Genomic DNA, 20482 nt, shown 5'->3' with positions numbered 1-20482 from the left:
TCGACCCTAGGACACGGGGGACGAGACGGGGGAGGACGCGGGGGGCGACCCCGACGAGTGCTGCTCGGCACGTGACAGCACCCGCGCGCCCGCGCCGGTCGTGACCACGACGACGGTGCCGACGACGCCGGCGAGCGTGACGAGGGTGGTCGTGGCCGACGCGACCTCGGCGAGCAGCCCCACGGCGACGACGGGCACGGTGAGGCCGGCGTACGTCACGAGCAGCAGCGACGCCGTCACCCCGCTGCGCCGCTCGGGCGGGGCGAGGGCCACGACGCCGGCGACCGCCGAGCGGAAGGCCAGGCCCACGCCGGTGCCCGCGACGGCGGCGGCGACGAGGGCGCCCGGCAGGTTCGCGGCCAGCGCGGTGGCCGCCACGAGGGCGAGCCCGCCGCCCAGGAACACCGCCGCGCCCGCCAGCCGCCGACTCGTCGACCACGAGGCCGTGGCCAGCTGGCCGAGCGCGGCGCAGCCGAAGAGCAGGGTGACGGGCAGGTTCGCGAGCAGCACCGAGTCGACCGCGAAGACCTCGGCCATCAGCCGCGGGGCGAGCGCGGCGTAGCTGCCGAGCACCGAGAACGCCGCGCACGAGGCGAGCGCCAGCGACCAGAACGTGGCCCGCGCGTGGGGCGGGACCGCCAGCCGCTGCGGCCGGTACGGCGGACGCGGCCGCGCGGGTGCCCGCGTCTCCGGCACCAGCAGGAGGGCGGCGGTCGCCAGCACGAGCGCGACGCCGAGCACGAGGAACGGGTCGCGCAGCGGGGTGCCCGTGACCGCCAGGAGCGCCGTGCCCACGAGCGGGCCGGCCGCCAGCCCGCCGAGGTTGGCGACCACGACGGTCGAGGCGGCGGTCCGCCCGCCCGCTCCCCGCCCGCCGGCCCCGAGCAGCTCGGCGAGCGCCGCGGTCGCGGTGGGCACCAGGAGCCCGACGCCGACGCCGCAGAGCACGCGAGCGACGAGGACGCCCGCCAGGTCGGTGGTCGCGACGAACGCCGCGGCGGAGAGCACCTGGGCGACGCCCGCCGCCAGCAGGAGGCTGCGCCGCCCGTGCACGTCGCTGAGGTGGCCGGCGAGTCCGAGCGCCAGCAGCACGCCGACCGCGAAGGCCGCGAAGACGACGGTGACGCTGAGGGACGAGAAGCCCTCGGCGCGGCGGTACTCGGCGTAGAGCGGCGTGGGCAGCGTCGCGAACGCCGCCGACCGCGAAGGCCACGGCGACGACGACCGCGCCGCGGCGGTGCCCGGTCGGTGCCGACTGCCCGGGGTGCCGGGCGGGGGTGGTGGGGTGCTCCATGCCTCCAGGGTCCGCCCGCGCATTGATCGAGTCCAACGAAGTTCTTCGATCGCACTGTGCGGAGCGACCGAACAGTGCGAGGCTGGCCCGGTGGACGAGCGCAGCCTGGAGGTCTTCGTCGCGGTCGCGGAGGAGCTGAGCGTCACGCGCGCCGCGACCCGGGTGCACGCCGCCCAGTCGACGGTCTCGGCGGCGCTGCGCTCGCTCGAGCGCGACCTCGGCGCGGTGCTCTTCGAGCGCACGACGCGCAGCATGCGGCTGACCGCGGCGGGGGAGCGGGCGGTCCCGGCCGCCCGCGAGGCCCTCGCGGCGCTCGCCCGCCTGCGCTCGGAGGCGCGCGAGCCCGCGGCCGGGCTGCGGGGACGCGTGCGGGTCGGGCTGTTCCCCGCGCTCGACGCCCTCGAGGTGCCCGCCGCGGCGTCGGCGTTCCAGGAGCGTCACCCCGACGTCGAGCTGACGCTCGTCGCCTCCCCGGCGGGGTCGACGGGGCTGCACGAGGACGTGCGGCGCGGACGGCTCGACCTGGCCTTCTCCGCGCTGCCGCGCCCGGCCGACCTGGCGGGGCGCCTCCTCGACGAGCTGCGCTGGCGGTGCTGCCGGAGGGGCACCCGGCGGCGAGCGGGTCCGTCGTACGCCTCGAGCAGCTCGCGGAGGAGCGGTGGGTGGACACGCTGCCCGGCTACGCCAACCGGGTGCTGCTCGAGACCGCCCTGGCGGGCGCAGGGCTGGAGCGGCGGCTCGTGGTGCAGGCGGGGGACCTGCCGTCGGTCGTGGCGTTCGTGCGGGCCGGCACGGGCGTCGCGGTGCTGCCCTCGATCGTGCCGACGCACGGCTGCGTGACCCGCCCGCTGGCCGACGACGTGCCCCCGTGGCGGTTGTCGGTGGTGTGGCGGGCCGGTACGCCGCTCACCGCCGCCGCGGCCGCCTTCCGCGACGAGCTCGTGGACCGGGCGGCGGCCCGACGCAGGCCCGGCGTGGGGGAGAACACGCGCCCCGTGGTCGCCGGGGGCCCGGGGAGCCTGGGCTAACGTCCCTCCGGTGATCCGCTTCGAGAAGGTCTCCATGACCTACCCCGGCCAGGGCCGCCCGGCCCTCGACGACGTCACCCTCGACATCGAGAAGGGCGAGTTCGTCTTCCTGGTGGGTTCCTCGGGGTCGGGCAAGTCGACGTTCCTCTACCTGGTGCTGCGCGAGCTGCGCGCCACCCAGGGACGGGTCTACGTCGCCGGCCGCGAGATCAACCGCCTCGCCAGCTGGAAGATCCCGCGGCACCGCCGCCAGATCGGCACGGTCTTCCAGGACTTCCGCCTGCTGCAGAACAAGACGGTCGCGGAGAACGTGGCGTTCGCGCTGCAGGTGATCGGCAAGCCGCGCGCCCAGATCACCGAGCTGGTGCCGCAGACGCTCGAGCTCGTGGGCCTCGACGGCAAGGCCGACCGCATGCCCGACGAGCTGTCGGGCGGCGAGCAGCAGCGGGTCGCGATCGCCCGGGCGTTCGTCAACCGGCCCAAGATCCTCATCGCCGACGAGCCGACCGGCAACCTCGACCCGTCGACCTCGGTCGGCATCATGAAGCTGCTCGACCGCATCAACCGCACGGGCACGACCGTGCTGATGTCGACGCACGACAACAGCATCGTCGACCAGATGCGCAAGCGCGTGATCGAGCTGGAGAACGGCCACCTCGTGCGCGACCAGGCCCAGGGCGTCTACGGCTTCCAGAGCTGACGCAGAGCCCACCCGGCCTCACCCCGAACCAGGAGCGGATTCCCCCCACATGCAGCTGCGTTACGTCTTCACCGAGCTCGGGCAGGGCCTGCGTCGCAACGTCTCGATGCACCTCGCCGTCATCCTCACCCTCTTCGTCTCCCTGACGCTGGTGGGCGTCGGCGTGCTGCTCAAGCAGCAGGCCGACATCGCCGACCGCCAGTTCGGCAGCCAGGTCGAGATCACCGTCTACCTCTGCAACGCCACCGACATCGCGGGCACCTGCAACGGCGAGGTCACCGAGGCGCAGAAGGCCGACATCCTGCGGGCGATCGAGGAGAACCCGGAGACGGCCGGCGTCCGCGAGGAGACCCAGCAGGACGCCTACGACAAGACCCTCGAGCTGGCCCGCGCCCAGGGCGACAGCCGCCTCATCGAGGGCGAGGACGCCGCGGTCACGGCCGAGGACTTCAACGCGTCCCTCTGGATCACGCTGAAGGACCCCGAGCAGTCGGCCGGGGTGGAGAGCGCGGTGGCGACCCTCGACGGCGTACGACGCGTGACCGACCAGCGCGAGCTGCTGGAGCCCGTCTTCGACGTCCTCGGGGCCGCGCAGTGGGCCTCGATCGCCACGGCGGTGGTGCTGGTCATCGGTGCGCTGCTGCTGGTGAGCAACACGATCCGCCTGGCGGCCTTCGCGCGCCGCAAGGAGATCGGCATCATGCGGCTGGTGGGCGCGTCGACCCTCTACATCGCCCTGCCGTTCCTGCTCGAGGCGCTGGTGACCGCGCTGCTCGGCGTGCTGCTCGCCGGCGGGGCGCTGGCAGCCCTGCTGCGCTTCGTGGTGAACGACCGGGCAGCGGCCACGCTCGACTTCATGCCGTGGGTGGGGCTCGGCGAGTGGTGGGTGGCGTTCGGCGTCATCGCGCTGCTCGGCCCGCTGCTGACGGTGCTGCCGACACTCCTGCTGACGAGGAAATACCTCAAGGTGTGACCTGCGTGGTCTACCGTCGCGTGCGGTTCACTTCCCCGAACTAGGCAAAGGCTTCCCCATGCAGCAGTTCCTCCTGCCGTCGCGGCGACGGCTCGCCGCGATCGCGGTGTCCCTCGCCGTCGCGGCCGGTGCCGCGACCGCACCCCTCGCGTACGCCGACGACGAGGACGACGAGCTGCGCGAGCGCCAGGGGCAGGTGCAGGGCCAGATCGACGCGACGAACTCCGACCTCTCCGAGTCCAGCGCCCAGCTCGCCGCCGCGACCGCGCAGCTGCGCGAGTCCACCGCCCAGCTGGCCTCCGCGCAGGCCCGCCTCTCGACGGCGCGTGCCGAGCTGGGGCAGGCGCAGGCCTACGACGCCGAGATGCAGACCCGGCTGAACGCGGCCGAGGTCGAGCTCGCCGCCGCCGAGGCCGAGCTGCAGGGCGGCCGTGACGACGTCGTCGGTCAGCGCGCCCGCGTCGGCCGCCAGATCGTCGACCAGTCGATGACGCCCGACGCCGACCTCGAGGCGCTCGGCGCCATGCTCGGCGCCGAGGACCTCTCCGACCTCACCCGGGCCGAGGCGGCGCGCGACACGGTGCTGGGCACCGAGGCCCGCGCGTACGACGACCTGCGGGCCGCCGAGGTCATGCTCGAGGTGCAGGAGGTCCGGGTGCAGGAGGCCCGCGACCTCGTCGCCGACGAGCGCGCCGAGGCCGCCGCCAACCTGGAGCGCATGGCCACGCTGGAGGCGCAGGCCGCCGAGGCCGAGGCCCAGGTGCAGTCCCTCGTCGCCAGCCACGCCGAGGTCGAGGCCGCCGCCCAGTCGGCCCGCGACGCCGACCGGGCCGAGCTGGCCACGCTGGAGTCCGAGTCGCAGCGCATCAGCACCGTCCTGCGCCAGCGCGCGGAGGCCGCGCGCCGGCGCGCCGCCGAGGCCGCCGCGGCCGAGGCCGCCCGCCAGCGCGCCAACCAGGGCAGCGGCGGTGGCGGCGGGTCCAGCGGCGGTGGTGGTTCGAGCAGCGGCGGTGGCGGGGGCAGCAGCAGCGGCCTCAGCTACCCCGTCAACGGGCGCGTCACCTCGCCGTACGGCATGCGGGTGCACCCCATCTACGGCTACTACTCGCTGCACGACGGCGTGGACTTCGGCGCGGGCTGCGGCACCCCGATGTACGCGGCTGCCGACGGCGAGGTCGTCGAGCGCTACTTCCAGTCGGCGTGGGGCAACCGCCTCATCATCGACAACGGCTACGTCAACGGCGCCGGCGTCTCCACGATCTACAACCACGCCACGCGGTACGTCGTGAGCGTGGGGCAGGACGTGCGCCGCGGGCAGCTCGTGGGGTACGTCGGCTCGACCGGCTGGTCGACCGGCTGCCACCTGCACTTCACGGTCTACAAGAACGGGTCGCCGACGAACCCGATGAACTACTTCTGATCCGCGGCCCGCGGCCCCGTGACGACCGGGTCAAACCGGTTGCGCGTTGCTGGGAGAATGGACGGATGGCCAAGGAGCAGGGGCGCAAGCTCGTCGCGCAGAACCGCAAGGCGCGGCACGACTACCACATCGAGGACACCTTCGAGGCCGGCATGGTCCTGCAGGGCACCGAGGTGAAGGCGCTGCGGGCCGGCCGGGCGAACCTCGTCGACGGCTTCGTCGACATCGACCACGACGAGGTGTGGCTGCACGCGGTGCACATCCCGGAGTACGCGCAGGGCACGTGGACCAACCACGCCGCCCGCCGCAAGCGCAAGCTGCTGCTCCACCGCGCCGAGATCGACAAGATCGCCACGAAGGTGGCCAACAAGGGCTACACGATCGTGCCGCTGTCGCTCTACTTCTCCGACGGTCGCGCGAAGGTCGAGATCGCGCTGGCGAAGGGCAAGAAGTCCTACGACAAGCGCCACTCGCTGGCCGAGCGCCAGGCGAACCGCGAGAAGCAGCAGGCGCTGGGCCGCCAGCTCAAGGGCATGGACCGGGTGTGAGCGCGGGCGTCCCCCCGCTCGACGACCCAGCGGAGCGCCGCGACCACCTGCACGCGGTCCTCCAGCGCCTCGGCGTCCCCGGCCTGTTCGACGTCCACACCCACTTCCTGCCGCCGCGCGTCACCGAGAAGGTGCGCGCGGTGTTCGCGTCCGCGGGCCCGCTCATCGGCCGCGAGTGGCCGATCCGCTACCTCGACACCGACGCGGCGAACGTCGAGCGGCTCCGCGCGTACGGCGTCCGCCGCTTCACCGCCCTGCCCTACCCCCACAAGCCGGGCATGGCCGAGTTCCTCAACGACTGGGCGGCCGAGTTCGCCGCGCGGGTGCCCGAGGCGCTGCACTGCGCCACGTTCTTCCCCGAGCCGGGTGCGGGGGAGTACGTCGCGGCCCGGGTCGCCGCCGGCGTCCAGGTGTTCAAGGTGCACGTGCAGGTCGGCGCCTTCGACGTGCGCGACCCGCTGCTCGCGCCGGTGTGGGAGGTGCTGGAGGCCTCCGGCACCCCGGTCGTGCTCCACGCCGGCTCCGGCCCGGTGCCGACCGCGTTCACCGGCCCCGGCCCGGTTGCCGAGGTGCTGGCGCGCCACCCCCGCCTCGCGCTCGTCATGGCCCACCTGGGGGCACCCGAGTACGACGAGTTCCTGACGATGGCGGAGACCTACGAGCGGGTCCACCTCGACACCACGATGGCGTTCACTCACTTCTTCGCCGAGACGAGCAACAGGGTGGGGGAGGTGGCTGGCGTCTGTCGCCACCCGGGCGACGTGCCCGACGCGCTGCTGCCGCGCTACGCGGCGCTGGGCGACAAGATCCTGTTCGGCTCCGACTTCCCGAACATCCCCTACCCCTACGTGCACCAGGTCGAGGTGCTGGAGGCGTTGCGCGAGCGGCACGCCGCCCTCGACGACGCCTGGCTCGCGAAGGTGTGCTGGCACAACGCCGCGCGGCTCTTCGGCGACTGAGGCACCCGCGCTGTTCCGGTGGTCGAGGTGGCCGCGCCAGCGGCCCTCGAAACCACGCCCGCCTACCCCGCCGACGCCTCCGCGGCCCTCCGCAGCGGGTTGCCCTCCTTCGTCTCGGCGAGCACCCGGTCGCGCAGCGTCGTCACCGGCGCTCCCGCGCGCTGCACGTGCGCGTCGAAGTCGATGGTCGCGTGCGTGACGAGCGCCTCCGGCAACGGCTGGGCGGCGGGGTTCGCGGCCACGAACTCGTCCGCGGTGAAGTCGTGGTCGAGGACGCCGAGCAGCACGTGCAGCGCGTTCACCCCGGAGTCCGGCATCGTGGCGGCCGCATCGGCACCGTCGTCCAGCAGCCGGCGCGCGATCGCGACGCGCGCCGCGGGTCGTCGTTCCGCAGCGCGTGCATGAGCAACGTCCGGCCCGAGCTCTCGACGAGCCGGGCGTCGTCCGCGCTGTAGCGCTCGAGGAACCCCTCGACGCTCCCGCGACTCGCCAGGGAGAACAGCCTCGACATCAGGGCGCCAGGTGCGCGTGCACCAGCGAGACGACCGACGCGCCCTCGCCGGTGGCGGACGCGACGCGCTTCATCGACCCGGCGCGCACGTCGCCGGCGGCGAAGACGCCGGGCACGGACGTCGCGAGGTCGGCCGGCGGCATCCCGGCGACCCAGCTCTCCTCGGGCACGGCGCGGCCGGTCAGCACGAAGCCGTGGGCGTCACGGGCGATCTCGGGCGGCAGCCACCCGCAGTGCGGCGCCGCGCCGATGAGCAGGAAGAGGCCGTGCGCCTCGCGCCGGGTGGTGCGCCCGGTCGAGGTGTCGTGCACGTCGAGCCACTCCAGCCGGCCGTTGCCGCCGCCGTCGACGACCTGCGAGCAGGGTGCGACGTCGACGCGCGGGTTCCAGCGGATCTCGTCGATGAGGTACTGCGACATCGTCTCGGCCAGGGAGGGGCGTCGTACGACGATCGTCACCGACCGCGCGAACCGCGCCAGGTGCAGCGCGGCCTGGCCCGCGGAGTTGCCGCCGCCGACGACCACGACGTCGTGCCCCTCCATCTCCCGGGCGACGGAGGTGGCGGAGCCGTACTGCACGCCCCGGCCGACGAGGTTCTCGAGGGCCGGCACGCCGAGGCTGCGGTAGGCGACGCCCGTGGAGATGACGACGGCCCGCGCCTCGACGGTGCCCGCGTCGGTGACGACCCGGTGCACGCCGTCCCCGGTCTCCAGCGCGGTGACCTCCCACCCCGTGGCGAACCGCGCCCCGAACCGCATCGCCTGCAGACGGGCGCGCTGCGCGAGCCGCATCCCGGAGACGCCGCGCGGGAAGCCGAGGTAGTTGCGGATCATCGAGCTCGTGCCCGCCTGGCCGCCGATCGCCTCGGCCTCGACGACCACGGTCGAGAGGCCCTCGGACGCGCCGTACACCGACGCTGCCAGGCCGGCAGGCCCGGCGCCCACGACGACGAGGTCGACGGTGTCGGTGGACCCGACCGGCTGCGGCGGGCCGTAGAACGCGGCCGCGACGGCGCGCACGTCGCGCGGTGCGATCGGGGGCCGGCCCGTGAGGGAGACGAGGGGGTACGTCGCCTCGCCGCCGGCGGCCGTGAACTCCGCGGTCAGCTCCACGCCGACGGGGCTGTCGGGGGCGTGCACGAGGGTCGGCATGCCCATCCGGCCGGTGTACTCGCTGATCGCGCGCTCGAGGGTGGCATCGGGGTCGCCGACGATGCGCACCGTGTCGACCTCGGGCGCCACCGACGTGGAGCCCCAGTCCGACAGCAGCTCGCAGACCGCGCCGTGGAACTCCTCGTCGCGCACCCCGCGGGGCATCAGGAGGTGTGCGTCGAACTTGCCGGCCGCCAGGCCGTGGCGCAGGGTCTCGCTGTCGTCGAGGAACCGCTCGTACGGCGAGGCGACGAGCCGGCGCGCCGTCGGCACCAGCTCGCGCCACTCGGCGAACGCGACGAGCGGGTGCGCGTCGGGCAGGGCGCCGTCGTGCACGAGCAGCGCGACCGCGCGGTCCTCGGCGCGGGCGGCGCGGATGGTCTCGACGGCCTCCGCGGCCGACCGGGCGGTGCGCACGTCGTACTCGCGTGCGTAGCGACCGAACTGGTCGGCGAGCACGCCGTGGTGGTGCTCGGAGACGAGGAGGACGACCGGCGCGAGCGTGGGCACGGCGGGAGCATAGAGCCGTGGCGAGCCTCGTGGGTGACGAGCAGGTGACGCCCTGCTCGCCGACCCGGGCGGCGGAATAGCGCTCGCACCGGTCTGGTTGGGGGAGGTACGCTCTGCGGAGCGGGTCGGCGGTGGTGCGTCGTCCGTGGAACACAACTCAAGAGGGGCTGATCGGTTTCGACTTGGGACGTTCGTTCCAGGAGAAGCGGGTCGAGAAGCCAGCGCCATCTCGTAAACGATCGCTGGAAAACACAGTTGCCAACACCAATCGCAACGACTTCGCTCTCGCTGCCTGAGCAGTGATCGAAGGGTCTGACCGGGCACCCGTCCTCGTCCCGGACCCAGGCCTCATCTAGAGGACTTGCTGGTCGTCTCCTGTCAGGAGGGGCGGCCGGGACTCTTTCCTGACTGAGCCTGTCGGCGACGTGTCCGTGCGAGCGCCGAGGCCGAGAAAAGCGACAACGCGGACTGCACCCGGAGAAGACCTGGATCAGCGCTCGAGGACCGGGGTTCGATTCCCCGCAGCTCCACCAGCAGCCCTCTGACGACGAACGGCCGCCCCGCACGGGGCGGCCGTTCGTCGTTGCTGCGCGTGCCGCGCCTCAGACCTTCCCGCGCAGGATCCTCCGGAAGTACGTCTGCGGCAGCCCGTAGCGGTCGGCGAGCCACGTGGCCCGGCGCGGGCGGGTCAGGTCGGGGAACGGGACGGTGGGCGAGGGGCGCCCCGACCGGTCGATCTCGACCAGCATCAGCCTCCGCCGGTCGGTGGTGATGGGCATGACGGTGTACCCGTCGTACTGCTCCAGGTCCGCGTCGGCGACGTCGGGACCCGCGGTGATGTTGGCGGCGAGCACGGCGACCTGCTTGCGCAGCGCCCCGCCGGAGGGCCGGGTGCGCAGGTCGGCGCAGTCGCCGAGCGCCCACACGTCCCGGTGCTCGGGGTGGCGCATCGTCCGTGGGTCGACGGCGGCCAGGCCCGCAGCGGTGGTTCCGGCCAGCCCGGCGGCCTCGATCCAGCGCGGGGCCCGGTAGTGCGGCACTACGTGCGCGAACGCGAGGTCGTCGACGACCTCGGTGCCGCCCGGCGTCGTGACGGTGACCGCCCGGTCGCCGAGCCGGGCGACGCGGGCGTGGCGCAGCACGCGCACGCCGTACCCCGTGAGCACCTCCTCTAGTCGGCGGTCCGGCTCGGGTACGGCGACGGGCGAGGCGTCCGGCAGCACCAGCGTGACCTCGAGCCGCCCCAGCACGCCGCGGCGACGCCAGTGGTCGCACGCCATCAGCAGCGGCTTGAGCGCGGTCGGGCCGCACGGCGCCGGCTCGGGCGGCACGGTGAAGAGCACCCGGCCCGCGGTCAGGTCGCGCAGCGCCGGCCACACGCGGGGCGCGGCCTCGCCGACGAAGGTCGAGGCGGCCCAGCCGGCGTCGTACGCCGCCGCGAGGCCGGGGGTGGCGGCGAAGTCCTCGTCGAGGCCCGGGCACAGCACGAGGGTGGTCGAGCGCAGGGTGCGCCCGCCCGCCGTGGTGACGGTGGGCCCGCCCGCGGCGCCGGGGTCGACCGCGGTGACGTGGTCCTCGACCAGGGTGCAGCCGTCGGGCACGAGGCCCCGGGTGGGCCGCTCGAGCGCCGACATGGGCGCGCGGCCGGCTCCCACGTAGTTGAGCAGCGGCCGGTAGTGGTGGGTGGTGCGCGGCTCGACGATCGCGACGTCCGCGACCCCCTCCCGGCGCAGCCGGGCGGCGAGCGAGATGCCGGCGTTGCCGGCCCCGACGATGGTCACGTCGTGATGGTCCACGCCGCCGATCCTCCCGGCCGGCTCCAACTGACCGACCGGCGCACGCGGGGCGGGCCTCAGCGCTGCTCGAGGATCTCCTTCATCCGCGCCAGCGTGGCGGGGATGCCGGTGCGTGCGGCCTGCTCGCGCCCGGCGATCTGCGCCTCGGGGTCCTCGGGGAACTTCGCCGCCAGGAACGCCTGCCCCTGCGGCGTGAACTCCCACGACTCCGTCAGCTCGGTGCCGCCCTCGACGGGCCGCATCGTGTAGGTCCACAGCACGTTGCCGCCCGTCACGCTCCACCCGAACGCGCGGCCCTCGTCGGCCACCGTCACCTCGCAGCGCGTCTCCCACGTGCGGCCGGGCGTCACGTTGCGGCCCGTGAAGGTCGCGCCGACGCGGGGTCCGTCGCCCTCGTCCCACCAGCAGGCCTCGCACACGGGCGACCACTCGCCCGTACGGGTCACGTCGGCGACGAGCGCGTAGACCGCCTCGGGGGAGGCGGCGATGACGGTCGAGTCGGCGAAGGTCAGCGATCCGGTCGCGGCGTCGGTCATGGGTCGAGTCTGCCGCCGACCGGTGACCACCACCTCACAGGGGCGCGACCCGGTCGGCCCACGGCACCGACTCCTCGAGCTGGGCGGCCAGCTGGAGGAGCAAGGTCTCGCCCCCGAGCGGGGCCACGAGCTGCACGCCGAGCGGGAGCCCGTCCGCCGTCTGGTGCAGCGGCAGCGAGATCGCCGGGCGGCCCGTGACGTTGGCGAGCTGGGTGTAGGGCACCCACCCCAGGTTCTTCTGCACCATGTCGTCGACGATCGGCGTGCGGGTGAGCAGGCGCGCCGTACCCGTGCGCAGCAGCGCGTCCGCCGCGACCCGCAGCGCCGCCGGCAGCTCGAACTCCCCGACCTTCGGCGGGGGAGTGGCCAGGGTCGGGGTGAGCAGCAGGTCGTAGGTGTCGAAGTACGTCGAGAGCCGCCGCGCGTGCTGGTGGCGCCGCTCCACCGCGTCGAGGTAGTCGACCCCGCTCGTGGCGTTGCCGAGCGCCGCCATGATCCGGGTGTCGCGCTCGAAGGCCGTGGCGGGGGCGCTGCTGGGCGTCGCGCACCTCCCAGGCGATGTAGACGAACCAGGCGAGCAGGAACTCGCGGGCCAGGGCGGCGTCGTCGAACGGCGCCTCCGCCAGCTCCTCCACCTCGTGGCCGAGGTCGGTGAGCGCGCGCACGGCGCCGGCCACCGCGGCGTACGCCTCGGGGTGCGGGTCGGGGGTGATGGCGGACGGCACGCGGACGCCGATGCGCAGGCGGCCGGGGTCCTTCCCCAGCACCGAGGAGTACGGCGCGGACGGCAGGCTCGGCTGGTACGGGCCCCACGGCTCGCCGCCGGCCATCACGTCGAGCAGCGCCGCGCTGTCGCGGACGGTGCGGGTGACGACGCCCTGCACCGCGGCGCCGTGCATCATCTCGCCCGCACCGGGGCCGAGCGGGGTGAGCCCGCGGCCCGGCTTGAGACCGACGAGGCCGCAGCACGCGGCGGGGATGCGGGTCGAGCCGCCGCCGTCGTTGGCGCCGGCGGCGGGCACGATGCCGGCCGCGACCGCCGCCGCGGAGCCGCCGGACGACCCGCCGGGGGTGCGGGTGAGGTCCCACGGGTTGCGCGCCGGGCCCCAGGCGTCGGGCTCGCTGATGGCCTTGGCGCCGAACTCGGGGAGGTTGGTCTTGCCGAAGATCGCCAGGCCCGCGTCGAGCCAGCGCTGGACGACGGTGGAGTGCTCGGCGGCGGGCACGGACTGCAACGACCGCGACCCGCTCGAGGTGGGCAGACCCGCGTAGTCCTGCCCCAGGTCCTTGATGAGGAACGGCACGCCCGCGAAGGGGCCGCTCCGCTCCTCGTCGCCCGCGCACGGCACGTCCCGCACGATCGCGTTGATCCGCGGGTTCACCTCGGCGGCGCGCTCGCGGGCGACCTGCAGCAGCTCGGCCGCGCTGACCTGCTTCTCGGCGACCAGCCGGGCCAGGCCCGTGGCGTCGTGGCGGCGGTACTCTGCGAAGTCCATCGGTGCTCCCGTCGGCGGTGCGTGCGTACGGCGCGATCCGTACGGGGCCGATCCAACACGATCGGGGGCCGCCGCGGGCCCGGAAGCGGCGAGCGGCCGACGCCGGACGTCGTACCGATCGGGGCCCCGGCGCCACCCTGCGCATGACGTCCGCGGCGGACGAGGACCCCGGGCGTGGGGCGTCATGCGGACCGAGCGCCCAGGGGCACGCTTCGCATGACGTCCCGCGAACGGACGTCCGCCCGTCACGGCTGACATCTCGACACCGCCGTCGTCGCCGAGTCCTCGAAAGACGCCACGCCACGCGCCCACGACTGCCACAGTGCCCGCCATGGAGACGACAACCATCACCAACTGGACCCTGATCCAGGAGATCCCCATCCCGGACGATGTGAACGACCTCCTGGTGGAGGGGGAGCAGGCCGTCGCGGCGTACAAGACGTTCCGTGACTCCGCGGTGTTCACAAGCAAGCGGCTGATCGTGCGCGATGCTCAAGGCTTGACGGGAAAGAAGGTGGAGATCTACTCCCTGCCCTACAGCCGCATCGACATGTGGTCCTCGGAGAACGCCGGGAAGCTCCTCGACTTCAATGCGGAGCTCGAGCTGTGGACCCGTGCGGGTCACATCAAGATCAAGCTCGACAAGAAGGTCGACATCCGACGCCTCGACAAGTTGATCGCGTGGGCGGTCCTGTCGGCGAGCTGAGACCGCGCGACCGGGCTCAACCCGCTTCCGCGTCCCACCACCGCAGCACGCGCAGCGCCTGGAGCGTCAGCCACGGGCTCGGCTCGCCCTCGTCGACGTCGACCGGGAACCAGGTGCGTCCCCGGTGCGGCGGGCCCTGCAGCCACCGGCCGTCGGGCTGCTGCTGCTCGCGCAGGATCGCGACGGCCTCGGCGAGGCGCGGGTCGGGCGGGGTGCCCTCGTGCGCGGCCGCGGCGCGGAAGTGGTCGAGCGCGTTGAGCACGTCGTAGTAGGCCCGGGGCGGGTACGTCGGACGCAGCGCCCACGGCGCCACTGTCTCGCCGGTGGACAGCCGGCGGTGGAGGCGGCGCTCGAGCAGGTACTCCTCCCCGGCCCGGCGCGCCTCCCGGGTGCGTCCGGCGTCGCCCGTGCGCACGGCGTGGTCGAGCAGCCCCTTGAGGGCGTTCAGCGTCGAGTGGAACGAGGAACGGCGCGCGCCGTCGACCCAGAAGCAGTTCCAGCCGCCGTCGGGCAGGCGGTGGTCGAGGAACCAGTCGACGAGGCCGTCGACGTCCGCGCCCAGCCACAGCCCGTTCGACAGCGTCCACGAGTTGATGCAGACGTCGACCTCGCCGCCCCAGTAGGGGAGGTCGTCGTACTCCCAGCGGCAGCCCGCGGCGAGGCGCTCCGCCGTACCGGCGAGGTGGGAGGCGTCGACGCCCCACTCGCGCAGGCTGCTGAGCGACCACGTCGTGGCCGTCCACGGCTGGCCCTCGGCGTCGGGCGCGTGCTCGGAGAAGTCGGCGGGGAAGAAGGCGCCGCCGGCCCACTGGCCGTCCGGGTCCTGCAGGGCCAGCAGGCGGGCGCCGTACCCCTCGGTCGTGACCCGTGCCCGGGTGGCCCGCCACACCTCGTCCGGGGCGTCGAGGAGGTCGCGCTCCACCTGCCAGCGCAGCGCCGGATCCTGGTCGAGCAGCCACTCCCGGGTCCCCGTGTCCACGCGCGCGACGCTAGGCGAGCAGGGCCGGTCGGGGGAAGGCCCGCGTCAGGCCTGGTTGACGCGCACGAGGTTGCCGGCCGGGTCGCGGAAGGCGCAGTCGCGCACGCCGTAGTCCTGGTCCGTCGGCTCCTGCACGACCTCGGCACCGCTCGCCTCGATGCGGGCGAAGTCGGCGTCCAGGTCGTCGCTCGCCAGGGTGAGCGCGGCGAACGTGCCCTTCGCGATGAGGTCGAGCACCACGCGGCGCTCCTCGTCGCTGATGGTGGGGTCGACGGCCGGCGGGTGCAGCACGATCGAGGTGCCCGCTCCACCGGGCGGGCCGACGGTGATCCAGCGCATCTGCTCGTGGCCGACGTCGTTGCGGACCTCCAGGCCCAGCGCGTCGCGGTAGAACGCCAGCGAGGCCTCGGCGTCGGTGTGGGGGAGGAAGGCGTGGTGGATGCTCAGGCTCATGCCGCTCAACCTAGGCGCGGGTCGGGCCGGGGTGCTTCTCCGTTCCTGACCGGTCGCGTGGCCTGCTTGGCGACGCAGGGCGGGATGCCGGCGCCGTCGCCGGCCGCCGCCCGCGCGCGGTAGGTGCTCGGCGCCATCCCGACCAGCTCGGTGAACCGGGTGCTGAACGTGCCGAGCGAGCCGTAGCCCACCGCGAAGCACACCTCCGTCACGCTGAGGCCGCCGCGCCGCAGCAGCGTCATGGCCCGCTCGATGCGCCGCGTCATGAGGTAGCTGTACGGCGACTCGCCGAACGCCCGCCGGAACTCGCGGCTCAGGTGGCCCGCCGACCAGTGCACGCCGCGCGCCAGGGACTCGACGTCGAGCGGTTGCGCGTGGTCGCGGTCGATGCGGTCGCGCACCCGGCGCAGGAGCACGAGGTCGCGCCGCCGCTCCTCCTCGGTCTGGGCCACCGCGGCAGGGTGCGACGGCACTCGCCGCCCGCCGGTGGGTTTGCGCGTCCCCGCGACCGGACAGACCGGCCGGGGGCGGCGAGTGCCGCCGTACCGGACGACGAGGGGGACAGCGATGACGACGTGGCCGACGGACGCGCAGGTGTGGCGGGAGCGCGAGGCGCGCGGCGAGGACACGCCGTGGAGCGAGGAGGGCGTCACGTTCCTCGCCGACGGCGAGGTGCCGGCCGTGCTCGACGAGTCCTACCTGACGCCCGACGACCTCGCGAACCCCGACATCGCCGCCAACGTGGCCGCGAACCGGGACACCGCCGCCCTCGTCACCTGGGTGGCGCAGCGCGAGGAGGAGGCGGCCTACGGCTACTGGCGGGGGCCGGACGACACCCCGCTGGCCGAGGCGGCGGTCGTGCTGCTCGACACCGAGGGCCAGTTCGGCGTGCTCGAGGGCCGCACGATCAGCGAGGCGCTGAGCGCCGACCACGACGGCCTCCGCGTCGACTACGAGGACTACGTGGCGGCCTGCGCCGAGGCCGGGGTCGAGATCGCCGCGGACCTCGACGACCTCGAGCAGCCCGAGGTCGCCGTGACGCCCCGGGCCTTCCACCAGCAGCGGTACGACGCGCACCGCGCCGGCTGACCCCCCGCGGGCCGCCGTGGGCCGCCGGGGCCGCGCGGGCTACGGTCGCCCCTCCCTCCCGAGGAGCACACGTGGACGACGACCGCCCTGGCGACGACGCCGGTCTCTGGCGCCTGCACGGCCTCGTGCCCGCGGCCGAAGAGGTCGACCTGCGCGAGGAGCTGGAGCGCGACCGCACCGTCGAGCGGGCGCTGCGCCGGCTCGACGTGCCGGTGCCGGCGGACGAACCCGAGGAGCCCGAGGAGCCCGAGGTGAACGGCCCACCCGTCACCGACGGCCAGGCGCTGGGGATCCTGGAGCACCTCCTCGGTGCCGAGCCCGAGGACCCCGAGGGCGAGTGACCGTCGGTGGCCCCAATGGTTGAGGTGCTCGCGCTAGCGAGCCTCGAAGCCACGTTCGGATTCGGTGGTGGTTTCGAGGGGTGCTGGCGCACCCACCTCAACCACCGGAACTGTCGCTGGCGCACCCACCTCAACCACCGGCGCCGGGCTGGCTCCCCGGTGGTTGAGGTGCTCGCGCTAGCGAGCCTCGAAACCACGTTCGGATTCGGTGGTGGTTTCGAGGGGTGCTAGCGCACCCACCTCAACCACCGGAACTGTCGCTGGCGCACCCACCTCAACCACCGGCGTCGGGCTGGCTCCCCGGTGGTTGAGGTGCTCGCGTTAGCGAGCCTCGAAACCACGTTCGTGTCCGGTGGTGGTTTCGAGGGGTGCTGGCGCACCCACCTCAACCACCGGGGTGGGGCTACGGCTTGACGGCCAGCACCGGCACACCGGCGCCGAGGAGCACGCGCTGGGCGACGCTGCCGAGCACGAGCTTGCCGACGGGGGACCGCTTGCGCAGGCCCACGACGATCACGGTGCCGCCGTCGGTCTCGGCGACCTCGAGCACGGCCTCGGACACGTCGGGCGCCATGGGGCGGCGGATGACGTGCTCGATGCCGGACTCCGCGAGCGCACTCTCGAGCGCGTCGATGGCGGCGTCGTCGGCGTACCGCTCGTCCACGAGGGCGTCGCCGCGGGTGGCGTTGACCGCGACGATCCGCGCGGAGCGGCGGCGGGCCTCGACGATGCCGTGTTCGAGCGCGGCGCGCCCGAACTCGTCGGGGGTGTAGGCGATGACGACGGTCTCGGCGCTCATCGGGCGGTCTCCTTCTCACGAGGCTCACGGGGGTCGGTGGGGTCGGTGGGGATGGTGTCCTCGGCGACCCGGGCCGTCGGCGCCGCGCCGGGGCGCACCCGGGACAGCACGAGCGGCACGACGACGAGCAGCACGATGACGCCGTAGACGATCACGGCCAGCGGCTCGTCGACCAGGCCGTTCAGGTCGCCGTCGGAGATGGCGAGCGCCTCGCGCATCTTCGTCTCCATCAGCGGGCCGAGGATGACGCCGAGGATGAGCGGCAGCACCGGCAGCCCGAAGCGCCGCATGGCCAGGCCGAGCAGGCCGAAGACGAGCAGCAGGAACAGGTCGAAGGGCTGCTGGTTCGCGGTGTAGGCACCCAGTGAGGCGAAGAACAGGATGCCGGCGTAGAGGTAGGGCCGGGGGATCCGCAGCAGCTTCGCCCACAGCGGGGCCAGCGGCAGGTTGAGCACGAGCAGCAGCGTGTTGCCGATGAGCAGGCTGGCGAGCAGCGTCCACACCAGGTCGGCGTGCTCGGTCATCAGCTGCGGGCCGGGCTGGATGCCGTAGCCCTGCAGCGCGGCCAGCATGATCGTCGCCGTCGCGGTGACGGGCAGGCCGAGCGCGAGCAGCGGCACGAAGGTGCCGGCGGCCGAGGCGTTGTTGGCCGCCTCCGGTCCGGCGACGCCCTCGATGGCGCCGTGGCCGAACTCGTGGCCCTTGCGGGCCAGGCGCCGCTCCAGCACGTAGGACAGGAACGTCGGCGTCTCGGCGCCACCGGCCGGCACGGCGCCGAACGGGAAGCCGAGCGCGGTGCCGCGCAGCCACGGCCCGACCGAGCGCCGCCAGTCGTCGCGGCCCATCCACGGGCGCCCGACGGGGATCACCGAGAGCGGCTTGCGCCGCAGGTGCGCCGCGACCCACAGCGCCTCACCGACGGCGAAGATGCCGACGGCCACGACGACGATGTCGATGCGGTCCGCGAGCAGCGGCTGGTCGAACGACAGGCGCGGCTGGCCGGTGTTGAGGTCGAGGCCGACGAGCCCGATCGTCAGGCCGAGGAACAGCGCGATGAAGCCGCGCAGCCGCGACGACCCCAGCACGCTGGTGACCAGCACCATCGCCATGAGCATGATCGCGAGGTACGACGGCGCGCCGATCTCGACGGCGACCTCGGCCAGGGCCGGGGCGAAGAACACGACGAGCAGCGTGCCGATCGTGCCGGCGATGAAGGAGCCGATGGCGGCCGTGGCGAGCGCCTGGGCGGCCCGCCCCTTCTTCGCCATCCGGTTGCCCTCGAGCGCCGTCATCACCGACGCCGACTCACCGGGTGTGTTGAGCAGGATCGAGGTCGTCGAGCCGCCGTACATGCCGCCGTAGTAGATGCCGGCGAACATGATGAACGCCTGGGTCGGCTCGAGGCCGAAGGTGACGGGCAGCAGGAGTGCCACCGCCATGGCGGGACCGATGCCGGGCAGCACGCCGACGAAGGTGCCGAGCAGGACGCCGATGGCGGCCCAGAGCAGGTTCTCGGGGGTGAGGGCCGTCGCGAGGCCGTCGCCGAGCAGCGAGAGACTTTCCATGGTCCAGGCCCCTCTCAGAGGATTCCGTCGAGGACGCCCGGCGTCAGCGGGATGCCGAGGCCGACGTAGAACGCGTACCAGCTGGTCACCGACAGCACGACGCCGATGAGCAGGTCCCGCACGGGCGTGCGGGAGCCGAGCGCCCACGTCGCCCCCGCGAACAGGAAGGCGCCGGTGACGGCCCAGCCGAGCCAGCCGACGGTGGCGATGGTCAGCACCAGCACCGCGACGAGCTTGACGACGGTCATCCAGTCCGACCCCTGCGAGAGGTCGACGTCCTCGCCGTCGTCGAGGTCGGGCACGTCGCCGCGCAGGGCCGCGACGGCGAGCAGCACGCCGAGGCCCGTCAGCACGGCGCCGATGACGTAGGGGAACGCCTTCGGCCCGACCGGGTCGGCGAACCCGACGACGAGGGTGGAGGCGTCGTACACGGTGTAGAGGCCCACCACGACCAGCGCGGCGGCGAGGCCCAGCTGCGCGAGGTCGCGCTCGGGCGCGGGGGGATCGAGGGTCACGGGGTCACCTGTGGCTGCGGGGGAGGAGGGGGCGGAGGAGGGGTCGGGGGTACGGCGGAGCGCGCCGTCGCGGGTGGCGCTCACGTCGCGAGACCCAGCTCGTCGAGGGTGTCGGCGACGCGGGCGTCCTCCGACTCCAGGAACTCGGTGAACTCGTCACCGGTCTGCAGGGCGTCGATCCAGCCGTTGTCGGCCATCGCCTGCTGCCACTCGTCGGTGGCGTGCATCTCCTCGACGAGGTCGATGAGGCGCTGGCGCTCCTCGTCGGTGATGCCGGGCGGGGCGAGCACGCCGCGCCAGTTGTTGAAGACGAGGTCGACCCCGCCCTCCGTCACGGTCGGGACGTCGGAGAGCGACGGGCTGTCGACGCGCTCCTCGCCGGAGACGGCCAGGGCGCGCAGGTCGCCCGAGGCGATCTGGCCCTCGAACTCGCCGAGGCCCGAGAAGCCCACCTGGATCTTGTCGCCGAGCAGCGCGGACGTCAGCGGCCCGCCGCCGTCGTACACGACGTAGCGGACCTCGCGCGGGTCGATGCCCGCCGCCTGGGCGAGCAGCATCGGGAAGAGGTGGTCGGGGCCGCCCACCGACGAGCCGCCGCCCACGACGATCGCGTTCGGGTCGGCGCGCCATGCGGCGATGAAGTCCTCGAGCGTGCGGTAGGGGGAGTCGCGGGGGACGAGCACGCCCTCCTGGTCCTCGATCAGCTTGGCGATCGGGGTGGCGTCCTGCGGGCGGAAGTCGTTGCCGTTGGAGTAGAGCGAGCCGACGACGCCGAGACCCATGTACATCATCAGCCGCGGGTCGCCCTCGGCGTTCATGAGCCGCGACATGGCGACCGAACCGCCGGCGCCGATGATGTTGCTGATCTCGAAGTCGCCGCCCGTGAGGTCGTTGCGCTCCATGGCCGCGACGGCGGCACGGCCGGTCTGGTCGTACCCTCCACCAGGGCTGTTCGGGATGTAGACGGTGAAGTCGTTCGACGCGTCACCGCGCGTGACGCCGCAGCCGGTGAGGGCCGCGAGCAGCACCACCGCCGAGACGGTCCCGGCCGCGCGTCGTCGCGCGGTCCGGCGGGAGAATGGGTTCCACATGTGGGGATCGTCACCGGTGGTG

General features: G+C 73.8%; 22 protein-coding genes and 1 other RNA gene. 10 read left to right on the top strand and 13 right to left on the bottom strand.

What is annotated here, in order from left to right:
- Positions 1–6: 6 nt before the first annotated feature.
- Entirely contained in the window at positions 7–1317 is a 1311-nt protein-coding gene (locus KK617_RS01140) for an MFS transporter (RefSeq protein ID WP_277497554.1), read from the bottom strand.
- Positions 1318–1884: 567 nt separating this feature from the next.
- On the opposite strand from KK617_RS01140, the gene KK617_RS01135 reads away from it, so the two are divergent.
- The 6 genes from KK617_RS01135 to KK617_RS01110 all read left to right on the top strand — a co-directional run bounded on the left by KK617_RS01135 (position 1885) and on the right by KK617_RS01110 (position 6922).
- Entirely contained in the window at positions 1885–2322 is a 438-nt protein-coding gene (locus tag KK617_RS01135; RefSeq protein ID WP_277497553.1) for a LysR family transcriptional regulator substrate-binding protein, read from the top strand.
- 10 nt (positions 2323–2332) lie between these two features.
- The gene (gene ftsE, locus KK617_RS01130) at positions 2333–3022 is read left to right on the top strand and encodes a cell division ATP-binding protein FtsE (protein ID WP_277497552.1); all 690 of its coding nucleotides are present in this window, start codon (positions 2333–2335) and stop codon (positions 3020–3022) included.
- Between the two features lie 49 nt (positions 3023–3071).
- Positions 3072–3995, top strand: coding sequence for a permease-like cell division protein FtsX (ftsX, locus tag KK617_RS01125; protein ID WP_277497551.1), 924 nt, complete (start codon positions 3072–3074; stop codon positions 3993–3995).
- Between the two features lie 58 nt (positions 3996–4053).
- Positions 4054–5415 carry a M23 family metallopeptidase gene (locus tag KK617_RS01120; RefSeq protein WP_277497550.1) on the top strand — a complete coding sequence of 454 codons (1362 nt, stop codon included), beginning with the start codon at positions 4054–4056 and terminating at the stop codon, positions 5413–5415.
- Between the two features lie 65 nt (positions 5416–5480).
- On the top strand, positions 5481–5963 hold the full coding sequence (gene smpB, locus KK617_RS01115) for an SsrA-binding protein SmpB (RefSeq protein WP_277497549.1): 483 nt from the start codon (positions 5481–5483) through the stop codon (positions 5961–5963).
- Positions 5960–6922, top strand: coding sequence for an amidohydrolase family protein (locus KK617_RS01110; RefSeq protein ID WP_277497548.1), 963 nt, complete (start codon positions 5960–5962; stop codon positions 6920–6922). Before smpB ends, KK617_RS01110 begins: the two co-directional genes overlap by 4 nt.
- Before the next feature lie 62 nt (positions 6923–6984).
- Here the strand turns inward: KK617_RS01110 and KK617_RS01105 are convergent, their stop codons facing one another.
- Both KK617_RS01105 and KK617_RS01100 read right to left on the bottom strand, forming a co-directional pair.
- Positions 6985–7224 (bottom strand): hypothetical protein, encoded by a 240-nt coding sequence (locus tag KK617_RS01105; protein WP_277497547.1) that lies wholly within the window; start codon positions 7222–7224, stop codon positions 6985–6987.
- A 208-nt stretch (positions 7225–7432) separates the two neighbouring features.
- Positions 7433–9094: an FAD-dependent oxidoreductase gene (locus KK617_RS01100; RefSeq protein WP_277497546.1), complete on the bottom strand. Its 1662-nt coding sequence runs from the start codon at positions 9092–9094 to the stop codon at positions 7433–7435.
- 163 nt (positions 9095–9257) lie between these two features.
- On the opposite strand from KK617_RS01100, the gene ssrA reads away from it, so the two are divergent.
- Positions 9258–9627, top strand: a transfer-messenger RNA (tmRNA) gene (gene ssrA, locus KK617_RS01095).
- Between the two features lie 69 nt (positions 9628–9696).
- On the opposite strand, the gene KK617_RS01090 is transcribed toward ssrA, so the two are convergent.
- From KK617_RS01090 to KK617_RS01080, 3 genes are read right to left on the bottom strand one after another with little or no spacing between them, the layout of a single operon-like run.
- The gene (locus KK617_RS01090) at positions 9697–10890 is read right to left on the bottom strand and encodes an FAD/NAD(P)-binding oxidoreductase (RefSeq protein ID WP_277497545.1); all 1194 of its coding nucleotides are present in this window, start codon (positions 10888–10890) and stop codon (positions 9697–9699) included.
- 56 nt (positions 10891–10946) lie between these two features.
- Positions 10947–11426 (bottom strand): SRPBCC family protein, encoded by a 480-nt coding sequence (locus tag KK617_RS01085; RefSeq protein ID WP_277497544.1) that lies wholly within the window; start codon positions 11424–11426, stop codon positions 10947–10949.
- Between the two features lie 34 nt (positions 11427–11460).
- Positions 11461–11919, bottom strand: coding sequence for an amidase family protein (locus KK617_RS01080; RefSeq protein ID WP_277497543.1), 459 nt, complete (start codon positions 11917–11919; stop codon positions 11461–11463).
- Positions 11920–13253: 1334 nt separating this feature from the next.
- On the opposite strand from KK617_RS01080, the gene KK617_RS01075 reads away from it, so the two are divergent.
- Entirely contained in the window at positions 13254–13628 is a 375-nt protein-coding gene (locus KK617_RS01075; protein ID WP_277497542.1) for a PH domain-containing protein, read from the top strand.
- A gap of 16 nt (positions 13629–13644) precedes the next feature.
- Here the strand turns inward: KK617_RS01075 and KK617_RS01070 are convergent, their stop codons facing one another.
- Genes KK617_RS01070 through KK617_RS01060 form a run of 3 tightly spaced genes read right to left on the bottom strand, consistent with a single transcriptional unit; the run spans position 13645 to position 15512 of the window.
- A complete protein-coding gene (locus tag KK617_RS01070) occupies positions 13645–14607 on the bottom strand; it encodes a squalene cyclase (RefSeq protein WP_277497541.1) in 963 nt (320 codons plus the stop codon).
- Positions 14608–14652: 45 nt separating this feature from the next.
- Positions 14653–15060, bottom strand: a complete 408-nt coding sequence (locus KK617_RS01065) for a VOC family protein (protein WP_277497540.1) — start codon at positions 15058–15060, stop codon at positions 14653–14655.
- Positions 15061–15065: 5 nt separating this feature from the next.
- A complete protein-coding gene (locus KK617_RS01060) occupies positions 15066–15512 on the bottom strand; it encodes a helix-turn-helix transcriptional regulator (protein WP_277497539.1) in 447 nt (148 codons plus the stop codon).
- Positions 15513–15627: 115 nt separating this feature from the next.
- Here KK617_RS01060 and KK617_RS01055 point away from each other — a divergent pair, with 115 nt between their 5' ends.
- Both KK617_RS01055 and KK617_RS01050 read left to right on the top strand, forming a co-directional pair.
- A complete protein-coding gene (locus KK617_RS01055) occupies positions 15628–16149 on the top strand; it encodes a hypothetical protein (protein WP_277497538.1) in 522 nt (173 codons plus the stop codon).
- A gap of 71 nt (positions 16150–16220) precedes the next feature.
- Positions 16221–16490: a hypothetical protein gene (locus KK617_RS01050; protein ID WP_277497537.1), complete on the top strand. Its 270-nt coding sequence runs from the start codon at positions 16221–16223 to the stop codon at positions 16488–16490.
- Between the two features lie 403 nt (positions 16491–16893).
- Here KK617_RS01050 and KK617_RS01045 read toward each other — a convergent pair whose 3' ends face one another.
- The 4 genes from KK617_RS01045 to KK617_RS01030 all read right to left on the bottom strand — a co-directional run bounded on the left by KK617_RS01045 (position 16894) and on the right by KK617_RS01030 (position 20460).
- The gene (locus KK617_RS01045) at positions 16894–17289 is read right to left on the bottom strand and encodes a universal stress protein (protein WP_277497536.1); all 396 of its coding nucleotides are present in this window, start codon (positions 17287–17289) and stop codon (positions 16894–16896) included.
- Positions 17286–18854, bottom strand: coding sequence for a tripartite tricarboxylate transporter permease (locus tag KK617_RS01040; RefSeq protein ID WP_277497535.1), 1569 nt, complete (start codon positions 18852–18854; stop codon positions 17286–17288). Before KK617_RS01040 ends, KK617_RS01045 begins: the two co-directional genes overlap by 4 nt.
- Before the next feature lie 14 nt (positions 18855–18868).
- Positions 18869–19369 carry a tripartite tricarboxylate transporter TctB family protein gene (locus KK617_RS01035; RefSeq protein ID WP_277497534.1) on the bottom strand — a complete coding sequence of 167 codons (501 nt, stop codon included), beginning with the start codon at positions 19367–19369 and terminating at the stop codon, positions 18869–18871.
- Positions 19370–19449: 80 nt separating this feature from the next.
- The gene (locus KK617_RS01030) at positions 19450–20460 is read right to left on the bottom strand and encodes a tripartite tricarboxylate transporter substrate binding protein (RefSeq protein ID WP_277497533.1); all 1011 of its coding nucleotides are present in this window, start codon (positions 20458–20460) and stop codon (positions 19450–19452) included.
- Positions 20461–20482: the final 22 nt, after the last annotated feature.

The sequence above is a fragment of the Nocardioides sp. ChNu-99 genome, assembly GCF_029493445.1.
Classification (GTDB): domain Bacteria; phylum Actinomycetota; class Actinomycetes; order Propionibacteriales; family Nocardioidaceae; genus Nocardioides.
The sequence above is the reverse complement of the archived record's forward strand: the minus strand, read 5'-3'. Positions and strand labels throughout refer to the sequence as shown.

Coding starts and splice junctions, on each gene's coding strand:
- KK617_RS01080 (WP_277497543.1), bottom strand. CDS start 11,919: ATGGCGGCGCTCGGCAACGCCACGAGCGGGGTCGACTACCTCGACGCG.
- KK617_RS01085 (WP_277497544.1), bottom strand. CDS start 11,426: ATGACCGACGCCGCGACCGGATCGCTGACCTTCGCCGACTCGACCGTC.
- smpB (WP_277497549.1), top strand. CDS start 5,481: ATGGCCAAGGAGCAGGGGCGCAAGCTCGTCGCGCAGAACCGCAAGGCG.
- ftsX (WP_277497551.1), top strand. CDS start 3,072: ATGCAGCTGCGTTACGTCTTCACCGAGCTCGGGCAGGGCCTGCGTCGC.
- KK617_RS01065 (WP_277497540.1), bottom strand. CDS start 15,060: ATGAGCCTGAGCATCCACCACGCCTTCCTCCCCCACACCGACGCCGAG.
- KK617_RS01030 (WP_277497533.1), bottom strand. CDS start 20,460: ATGTGGAACCCATTCTCCCGCCGGACCGCGCGACGACGCGCGGCCGGG.
- KK617_RS01140 (WP_277497554.1), bottom strand. CDS start 1,317: ATGCGCGGGCGGACCCTGGAGGCATGGAGCACCCCACCACCCCCGCCC.
- KK617_RS01075 (WP_277497542.1), top strand. CDS start 13,254: ATGGAGACGACAACCATCACCAACTGGACCCTGATCCAGGAGATCCCC.
- KK617_RS01120 (WP_277497550.1), top strand. CDS start 4,054: ATGCAGCAGTTCCTCCTGCCGTCGCGGCGACGGCTCGCCGCGATCGCG.
- KK617_RS01045 (WP_277497536.1), bottom strand. CDS start 17,289: ATGAGCGCCGAGACCGTCGTCATCGCCTACACCCCCGACGAGTTCGGG.
- KK617_RS01040 (WP_277497535.1), bottom strand. CDS start 18,854: ATGGAAAGTCTCTCGCTGCTCGGCGACGGCCTCGCGACGGCCCTCACC.
- KK617_RS01055 (WP_277497538.1), top strand. CDS start 15,628: ATGACGACGTGGCCGACGGACGCGCAGGTGTGGCGGGAGCGCGAGGCG.